The sequence below is a fragment of the Kitasatospora sp. NPDC028961 genome (assembly GCF_055564815.1).
This window is the reverse complement of record NZ_JBVHVO010000035.1, coordinates 1-7,833: the sequence shown is the minus strand read 5'-3', so window position 1 is coordinate 7,833 and position 7,833 is coordinate 1. Positions and strand designations below refer to the sequence as shown.

The following is a 7,833-nucleotide window of genomic DNA, read 5'->3' as shown; positions in this document are numbered from 1 at the left end:
CCACCCCCTTCCCCCCCCCCCCTCCTCCCCCTTGTTCGCCGCGACGGAGCAAAGGCAATACCACCCGCCGGGGCGTCCCCCCCCCCCCCCCCGCCCCCCCCCCCCCCCCCCCCGGGCCCGGTCAGCCCGGGATGGTGTCGCGCAGGCGCTTCCTGTCCGGCTTGCCCACGGGGGTGAGCGGGATCTCGGACACCAGGTGCAGGGCCTCCGGGGCGTAGATGCGGCCCTGGCGGGCGGTGACGAAGGCCCGGATCTCGTCCAGCTCCGGGTGGTGTCCCGGGGCGGGGACGACCACGGCGTGGACGTGTTCGGCCTGCTGGGCGTCGCGCAGGCCGAGGACGACGCACTCGGCGACGGCCGGGTGGGTGAGGAGCAGGTCCTCCAGCTCGGAGGGGTAGACGTGCCCGCCGACCACGATGATCTTGTCGGTGAGGCGGTCGGCCAGGTAGAGGAAGCCGTCCTGGTCGAGGTGGCCGATGTCGCCGGTGTTCAGCCAGCCCTCGCGCAGCACCTCGGCGGTGAGGTCGGGCCGCTTCCAGTACCCCGCCATGAGGGTGCGCGAGCGGACGTGGATCTCGCCCAGCTCACCGGCCGGCAGCTCGGTGCCGTCGCCGGAGCGGATCGCCACCTCGACGCCCGGGAGGGGGCGGCCGACGGAGAGCCGGCCGCCGTGCCCGACCCGGTCGTGCTCGTGCGGGCCGAGGGCGGCGATGTTCTGCGCCTCCGACATCCCGTAGCCGCTCGCCAGGATCGGCCCGAACACCTTGATCGCCTCGCGGACCCGGGTCGGTGAGGCGACGCAGCCGCCGTACAGGATCCGCTCCAGGCTGGACAGGTCGGTGCCGGTGATCGCCGGGTGGTCCAGCAGCCGGTAGAGCAGCGGTGGCAGGACCCACAGATCGGTGATGCGTTCGCGCTCGACGGCGGCCAGCACCTCCCCGGGGTCGAAGGAGCGCTGCAGGAACACCGAGCCGCCGTGGTACAGCGTCAGATCGGCCAGCACGCCCGCGAGATGGGCCAGCGAGGTGGCCGCGAGGAGGCGGCGCTTGTCACCCTGCGGGCCGAACGGGACGTCGAAGACCCTGCGGTAGGGGCCGTGCAGGCTGAGGATGCCCTTCGGGATGCCCGTGGTACCACCGGTGTGCCGGATGCCCAGGTCGTCGTCCGGGCCGACCCGCACGGCCGGGGGCTCGGCGGGCCGGCGGGCGGCGGCGGCGATCACGTCCTCGCCGATCGACCCCGGGCCGGGGCCCAGGGTCAGCACGGTCGGTACGTCGGCCAGGGCGAGCAACTCGGGTGCGGTCGCGTACCGTTCGGCATCCACGAGGAGGACGGCGGTGTCGACGCTCGTGACGATCTCGGCGAGCACCGGGGCGCTCATGCCGTCGTACAGGTTGACCAGCCGGGCGCCGGCGAGTCCGGCGGCGTAACGGGCGCTGAGCGCCTCGGGTGTGTTGCCGGTGAGCAGCGAGACGGTCGAGCCCCGGGTGACGCCCCGGGCGAGGAGTTCCTGGGCCAGGCGGTAGGTGGCGTCGACCAGTTCGCCCGCGGTGATCGTGGCACCGTCGGCGGTGGTGACGGCCGGCCGATCGGGGTCGCGGGCGAGGGACCGGAGGATCAGCGCGGGGGCGCTGACGAACTCCGCGTCGTACATGGCCACTTCTTCTTTGTAGTTTGCAACCATATCGACAGGCTAACCCCAACCCGGCTGCCGCGATGCCGATTCGGGGACGGCCCGCACATGCCGAGTACCACCCTCGGCTTCTACCTGCACGTCGGCACCGCCGAGTCCGGGGCGACCGCGTACGACTGGCTGACGGTGTCGGCCGACGGCGCCACGCCGGCCGCCTTCAGCAACCTCGACGCCGCTCCCGGCTACACCCTGCGCGGCTACGACCTGTCCGCGTTCGCCGGCCGGACCGTGACGGTCACGTTCACCGGTACCGAGGACCCTTCGCTCCAGACCACCTTTACCGTGGACGACACCCTCGTCCGCACCTCCTGACAGCCGCCGGGTGGGCTGCGGCCCGGTCGCGGCCCAGCCGACCGTCCGCACCCGGCGCGGCGGACGGGCCGCGGGACTCGGCCGGGCCGCGCTCTCACCTGCCGTGTCCGCTCCCTCACCCTCGGCGGCGGCTTGCTTCATGAGTCGAATGATCGACAGAGAAGGTGCTGCGGAATCCTTCGGAATCGGCGGGCCCTGGCGTACCTTCAAGGAGGCAGAGGCCAATCGAACAGTTTGTTCGTCCACTTGTTGAACTCAAGGCCGAGGCAGTCAGAGGAGGGTTCCATGGTCAGCAGTACCGGCGACGGCCCGGCCCGCGGCGGGAGGCCCGCGGCGAGGTCCGGCCGGACGACGGGGCGGATGTGGATCCGCACGTACCGGGTGGACGCCGACGGGCGGCCGCTGGACGCCGTCGAGCGGCGGGACGAGTACGCGCCCGTGGCCCCGGTGCCGCTCGCCAGGAGCACCTGGCCGCCCTGCGCGTGCCCCCGGCACAGCGCTTCGCGGTCCGCATAGCTCCCCGGGGCCCCACCCCGGCGACGCCGGCAGCGGCCGCCGGGCAGGCCGGCCGGCGACCGCCGCTCACGAGGTGCGCCCACAGCGGCAGGCCTCCGGCCCCGCGCCGGGTTCCGCAAGATCCCTTTCCGGCTCGGGCGCCGGCTCAGTACTCGTTCTTGATGACGAAGTACGATCCCCGGATCGTCCCGGCGAGCTTCGACTTCTGGCGGGCGAACTTGAACCGCTGGGCGAGCTCCTCCGGGACGTCCATCCCGTCCGAGAGCTTGAACCCGACCGCTCGCTTCCCGGCGTCGTCGACGGTGTACATCACGTTGACCGAGAGTCCGCTCTCGTAGAAGACGTAGGCCATCCGGATGTCCTCGACCTGGAAGGACGTGGCCTCCAGGGGCCTGGACGCGATGACGATCTCGCGTTCCTCCCGCAGGATCCGGTGCACCCAGTCGACGACCTCCGCGGCCTGGTCCGCGGGTTCCACGGTGAAGACGTGGTCGTACTTGTTCTTGAAGTAGCGGGCCTCGTTCGCCCGCAGGCCGGCGAGTGCGTCCGCGACGGGCGACGACTCCAGACCGACGGTCGATACGGTGCCGAAGTCCACGGCGTAGGTCATGGCGGATTCCTTCCCAGGGGCACGGGCGGACGGCAGGGGCTTGGGGCGTTCCGCGCGAAGGGCGAGGTCACGCCCCCGAAGCGGCGCGCAGCGGCTCGACCGGCGGGCGTGCCGTGCACTGGTTTTCGCGCGCGGCTCCGGCGACGGAGGCGGGTCCTCGGCGGGCGCCGTCCGTGGCTCCGCCCCGCACCGCTTCACCGGCGCCGATCGTACTGGTCAGGCAGGCTGTGGGCCCGGAGCGACCGACCGGCGTGTCCAGCGTGCGGCTGAGTACCGTTGATGCCGACGCCGCCGGAGTCGCGGGCCGGGATCTGCCCCGGGCCGCCGGGCGACGAAGCGGACCGTGCGCCGACGACGGCCCCCGGCGCGGGGGGCAGGAGGCCGGCCGGACCGTGACGGGGCGGGGTCGAACTCGGTCGGCCGACGGGGTTTGCCCGACGTGATCGGGGTCAGAAGAGCGTCAGGGCGTCGCACCTCCCGACCGGGCCATCCCCCCGGGTCGGTCGGGGTCAGCGCGCGACGCCCGTGCGGTTCCCAGGACCGCCGCCATCCCCCCGGTGGCGGCCCTGGGCCCGCCCTGCCCGGCTGCCATGCGTCGGGCGTGGCCGGGGTGGCACGCCCCCCCGGCCACCGATGGCCGACGCGTACGCGGACGGCCGACGGTCTCTCCGGTAGCAGCGGGGTTCGCGGGTGGGCCCAAGGTCCGGCGGACGGCGTCGCGCAGCCAGTGGTGGGCCCGGTCGGCCGCGTGGCGCGGGTGCCACGCCATGCCGATCGTCACGGGCGGCAGTGCCAGCGGGATGTCCAGCAGGCGCAAGCCGAGGGCGAGCGCGTCGTCGGTGAGGGGCGAGGGCGCGGCACCGGGGAGTGCGGCCGGTACGAGGCAGACGACGTCACTGCGGGCGGCGAGGGTCATGGCGGCCAGGTGGCTGGGGAGGACGACGCCGACCCGCCGCTGGAGGTCCTGCTCGGCCAGGGCGGTGTCGAGGGGGCCGGTGAACCGGCCCCGGCGGCTGACCGCGACGTGCGGGGCGGCGGCGAGCCGAGCCGCGGTCAGGGGTCCTTCGGTCAGCGGATGGCCGGGCCGGACGGCCGCGACCATTCGCAGGCCCACCAGTTCCTCGACCCTGGTCTCGGGGTCCACGTGGTCGATGGACCCGACCTCCAGGTCGATCCGGCCGTCGCGAAGGGCCGGGCCGGCCTCCAACTCCTCGGCCAGGAGCCGGAACGAGACTCCCGGGGCCTCCCGCTCGGCCAGGCGCAGCAGCCCGGGGGCCAGGGCCGCGCCGACCAGGTCGGCCGCCTGGAGGGTGAAGGTGGTGCGCAGGGTGGCGGGGTCGACGCCGACCCCGGGGCTGAGCAGGGCTCCGAGGCGCTGCACCACGGCCGCGGCCTCCTCGCGCAGGGCCTGGGCGCGCGGGGTGGGGACCATGGTCTGGCCGGCCCGGACCAGCAGCGGATCCTGCAGCGTGCGGCGCAGACGGGCCAGCGTGCGGCTCATGGCGGCGGGCGAGGTGTGCAGCCGGGCGGCGGCGCGGGTCACGCTGTGCTCGGCCAGCAGGGCGTCCAACGCGACGGCGAGATTGGCGTCGAGGACCGGATCCGGGCTGCTCACCAGCATCATTCCATTTCAGTCAATGATTGTGTGCCGAAGTTCCCATTGTGGCAGCACTGGAGTCCTCAGCAGGATGGGGGCCTACCGACCGGCACGAACCACGAGGTTTTCATGATCGTCATTACCGCTCCCACCGGCAACATCGGCCGTCCGCTGCTGTCCCGGCTCCTGGAGTCCGCCCCCGCCGCGGGCGAGGAACTGCGCGTCGTCGTGCGAGACCCCGCCCGGCTTCCGGACGCGGCGCGCGGGCGCGTGGAGGTGATCGTCGGCTCGCACGGGGACGCCGAGGTCGTCGACCGGGCCTTCCGGGGCGCGGACGCCGTCTTCTGGCTCGCCCCGCCCGACGCCTCCCTGACCCCCTACGACGCCTACAGCGGCTTCAGCGGACCCGCCGTGCGGGCGCTCGCCGACCACGGCGTCGGCCATGTGGTGGGCGTCTCGGCGCTCGGCCGCGGCACCCCGCTCGCCGACCGGGCCGGCCTGGTCACCGCCTCGCTCGCGCTGGACGACCTCATCGCCCACAGCGGCGTCGCCTACCGGGCCCTGGCCAACCCGTCCTTCTTCGAGAACCTGCTGGAGGAGGCCGACTCGATCCGCGAGACCGGCGTCTTCACCGACGTCGTCGACGCCGACCGCAAGGCCCCGTGGGTCGCCGCCGCCGACATCGCGGCCGTCGCCGCCGGTCTGCTGCTGGACCGCTCGTGGACCGGCAGCGGCAGCGTGCCCGTCCTCGGGCCGCAGGACCTGTCCCCCAACGACCTGGCCCGCATCATGACCGAGCAGTTCGGCCGCCCGGTCCGCTACGAGCGCCAGGCCTTCGACGACCTGTACACCACCCTCGTCCACTACGGCCTCAACGAGGCGTTCGTCCGGGGCATCGTCGACATGAAGCGGGCCAAGGACCAGGGCCTGGACGCCGGTGTCGTCCGTACTCCGGACACCGTCTCGCCCACCGGCTTCGAGCAGTGGTGCGCCCGGACCCTCAAGCCCGCTGTCCTCTCCTGAGGCCCCGCCGGCCTCTCCCGAGGCCCACCGTCCGCCGCCGGGGCACCCGGTGGCGCGACGCACCGAGACCACCTGCCGCTCTGGAGGCACCCCGATGTCCGCTGAAGTCACCGAACCGCCGGTCACGGCGTTCATGCTCGTCAAGACCACCCCCGAGTGGCTCGCGCTGACCGTCCCGCAACGCGTCGAGGCCTTCACCACCCAGGTCCTGCCCGCGATCGAGGCCAGGACCACCGGCGTCCGGTCCCGCTTCTACGACACGGAGTTCTACTCCGCGCGCGTCACCGACGTCTGGGTGTGGGAGGCCGACAGCCACCACGCCTACCAGCTGCTCATCGACGCACTGCGCGAAACCCCGTTCTGGGACCGCTACTTCGAGGTCGTCGACCTTCTCGTCGGCACCGAGAACGGCTACGCCCGCAGCTACGGTCTGGAGCCCGTCGCCACCATCGCCACCTGACGGACCGGCCACCCCCGCGCCGCCCTCCGGCCATCACCGACCGTCACCGGCCGGAGGGCGGCGCGGCCGCGTCCCCGGGCCTGAGGCCGCTCCCCCACACACCCGCCCCGGCCCACGCCCCCGACAGGGGTGTGGGCCGGGGCGCGGTCACCGCGGCCGGGCGCCGATCCGGGACGAGCCGCCCACCGGGCGGCGGCGCCACCGGGCCGCGACGGCGAGCGGATCACGCGCCCGCGCGGCCCGCCACGGGTGTCAGGTACGACGGACGGCCCGGCGGCCGGCGCCGACGCTTGTACGGCGACGCCGGGGGGTGAGCGCGTGGGTGAGCGTCAGCACGAGGACGGCGGCCTCGCAGGCGAGCGCGGCCGGCCCGAACCGGCCCTGCCACTCGATGATGCCGACCGCCACCCGCACGGGGACCATGGTGTCGAACAGCAGGTAGCCGGCGAACGCGGCCGCGGCCGGCACGACGCCGGCGATCCACGTCCACGGCGTGCCGCGCACGCCGAGCGGGACGGCGAGGAGCAGGCACAGGGCGCTGAGGGCGGCGACCACCGAGACGTCCGGGTTCTGGCCCCAGAGGGCGGCCACCAGCGGCACATGGAGCGCACCCGTCATCACCAGGGCCGCGGCGGTGGGCCACCGGAGCGGCGGGCGCTCCTCGCGGGGCCGTGCCCTCGACAGCACCCGCGCCGGCGGCAGAGCGGCGGCGTCGGGGGGCGCCTGCTCCGTGGCGGCCGCCAGGGGTTCCGTGTCGTCACCGCTCGTCGAGGGCCCGGCCGGCCGGTCCGCGACCGGGGCGGGCCGGAGCAGTTGGACGAGGTGGGCGACATCGGCCACCGGGCGCAGCGACGCGGCCGCGTGCAGGGCCGCCTGGATGCCGCTGTCGGCTTCGGCCGCGAGCAGGGCGGTGAGGTGGGCGACGTCGCCCGTGGGTCTGGTGAGGACGGCGGCGCGCAGGATCTGGTCGGCGCCGGTGCTGTCGCGGGGTCTCAGGAGGATCAGGAGGCGGACCAAGTCCTCGACCGGGCGGGCGGCGACCGCTCCGTGGAGGACCGGGGCCAGGGTCGGTGTGTGGGCCGGGTTCAGGTGGCAGAGCAGATCGGCGACTTCCTCCACCGGGCGGCTGGCCGCCGCGCTCATCATCGCCGCCGCGAGGTCGCCGCCGAGCGGGACGGGGGACGGCTGGTTCACCCGCAGGGGAACGGGGGTGAGGTCGGGGGCGGCGGTGTCGGGTACGGAACCCGACCCCGAGACAGGCAGGGTTATGGTCAGGGGGCGGGACATCGAGGTCTCCTGGATCGGGGGAACGGGCCGGCGCCGGGCCGGGCGGGCGAAGGAAGCAAACGGATCTGCCCGGTTCAAGCCTGGCCCGCATTACGCCGACTGCCACTCCAGGCGATCATTCGGGCGACGCCCGAGCCGCACCGGTGCGGCGGGCCGGCGTTCCCCTCCCCGGGGAGCCGTCCCAGCACGGCCGCCTGCCGCGGCGACCACCCTTTCGGGGAGGACCTGGTCCGGACACGCGGCGGGGGGGGGGGGGGGGGGGGGGGGGGGGGGGGGGGGGGGGGGGGGGGGGGGGGGGGGGGGGGGGGGGGGGGGGGGGGGGGGGGGGGGGGGGG

The 7,833-nt window shown here is 74.7% G+C and carries 7 protein-coding genes and 1 pseudogene; 4 read left to right on the top strand and 4 right to left on the bottom strand.

The genetic code is table 11. From position 1 onward, the window contains the following. Positions 1-121 precede the first annotated feature (121 nt). Positions 122-1,684 carry an AMP-binding protein gene (locus ACZ4UX_RS33755; RefSeq protein ID WP_465709427.1) on the bottom strand — a complete coding sequence of 521 codons (1,563 nt, stop codon included), beginning with the start codon at positions 1,682-1,684 and terminating at the stop codon, positions 122-124. A 57-nt stretch (positions 1,685-1,741) separates the two neighbouring features. Here ACZ4UX_RS33755 and ACZ4UX_RS33750 point away from each other — a divergent pair, with 57 nt between their 5' ends. Both ACZ4UX_RS33750 and ACZ4UX_RS33745 read left to right on the top strand, forming a co-directional pair. Beyond that, complete coding sequence (locus ACZ4UX_RS33750; RefSeq protein WP_465709426.1) at positions 1,742-2,005, top strand: hypothetical protein; 264 nt, start codon at positions 1,742-1,744, stop codon at positions 2,003-2,005. A gap of 285 nt (positions 2,006-2,290) precedes the next feature. Further along, positions 2,291-2,521 (top strand): hypothetical protein, encoded by a 231-nt coding sequence (locus ACZ4UX_RS33745; protein WP_465709425.1) that lies wholly within the window; start codon positions 2,291-2,293, stop codon positions 2,519-2,521. Positions 2,522-2,666: 145 nt separating this feature from the next. Here the strand turns inward: ACZ4UX_RS33745 and ACZ4UX_RS33740 are convergent, their stop codons facing one another. Together ACZ4UX_RS33740 and ACZ4UX_RS33735 are read right to left on the bottom strand one after the other, a co-directional pair. Further along, complete coding sequence (locus tag ACZ4UX_RS33740; RefSeq protein WP_329485240.1) at positions 2,667-3,131, bottom strand: phage tail protein; 465 nt, start codon at positions 3,129-3,131, stop codon at positions 2,667-2,669. Positions 3,132-3,810: 679 nt separating this feature from the next. Beyond that, a pseudogene (locus ACZ4UX_RS33735) lies at positions 3,811-4,755 on the bottom strand (LysR family transcriptional regulator); the annotation flags it as partial. Positions 4,756-4,857: 102 nt separating this feature from the next. Here ACZ4UX_RS33735 and ACZ4UX_RS33730 point away from each other — a divergent pair. Both ACZ4UX_RS33730 and ACZ4UX_RS33725 read left to right on the top strand, forming a co-directional pair. After that, positions 4,858-5,751, top strand: a complete 894-nt coding sequence (locus ACZ4UX_RS33730; RefSeq protein WP_465709424.1) for an NAD(P)H-binding protein — start codon at positions 4,858-4,860, stop codon at positions 5,749-5,751. A gap of 94 nt (positions 5,752-5,845) precedes the next feature. Then, complete coding sequence (locus ACZ4UX_RS33725) at positions 5,846-6,211, top strand: darcynin family protein (RefSeq protein WP_465709423.1); 366 nt, start codon at positions 5,846-5,848, stop codon at positions 6,209-6,211. 252 nt (positions 6,212-6,463) lie between these two features. Here ACZ4UX_RS33725 and ACZ4UX_RS33720 read toward each other — a convergent pair whose 3' ends face one another. Then, on the bottom strand, positions 6,464-7,498 hold the full coding sequence (locus ACZ4UX_RS33720; protein ID WP_465709422.1) for a hypothetical protein: 1,035 nt from the start codon (positions 7,496-7,498) through the stop codon (positions 6,464-6,466). Positions 7,499-7,833: the final 335 nt, after the last annotated feature.

Bases quoted from the DNA above. Each gene is read 5' to 3' on its own strand.
- ACZ4UX_RS33730 (WP_465709424.1), top strand. From the start codon at position 4,858: ATGATCGTCATTACCGCTCCCACCGGCAACATCGGCCGTCCGCTGCTG.
- ACZ4UX_RS33755 (WP_465709427.1), bottom strand. From the start codon at position 1,684: ATGGTTGCAAACTACAAAGAAGAAGTGGCCATGTACGACGCGGAGTTC.
- ACZ4UX_RS33740 (WP_329485240.1), bottom strand. From the start codon at position 3,131: ATGACCTACGCCGTGGACTTCGGCACCGTATCGACCGTCGGTCTGGAG.
- ACZ4UX_RS33750 (WP_465709426.1), top strand. From the start codon at position 1,742: ATGCCGAGTACCACCCTCGGCTTCTACCTGCACGTCGGCACCGCCGAG.
- ACZ4UX_RS33720 (WP_465709422.1), bottom strand. From the start codon at position 7,498: ATGTCCCGCCCCCTGACCATAACCCTGCCTGTCTCGGGGTCGGGTTCC.
- ACZ4UX_RS33725 (WP_465709423.1), top strand. From the start codon at position 5,846: ATGTCCGCTGAAGTCACCGAACCGCCGGTCACGGCGTTCATGCTCGTC.
- ACZ4UX_RS33745 (WP_465709425.1), top strand. From the start codon at position 2,291: ATGGTCAGCAGTACCGGCGACGGCCCGGCCCGCGGCGGGAGGCCCGCG.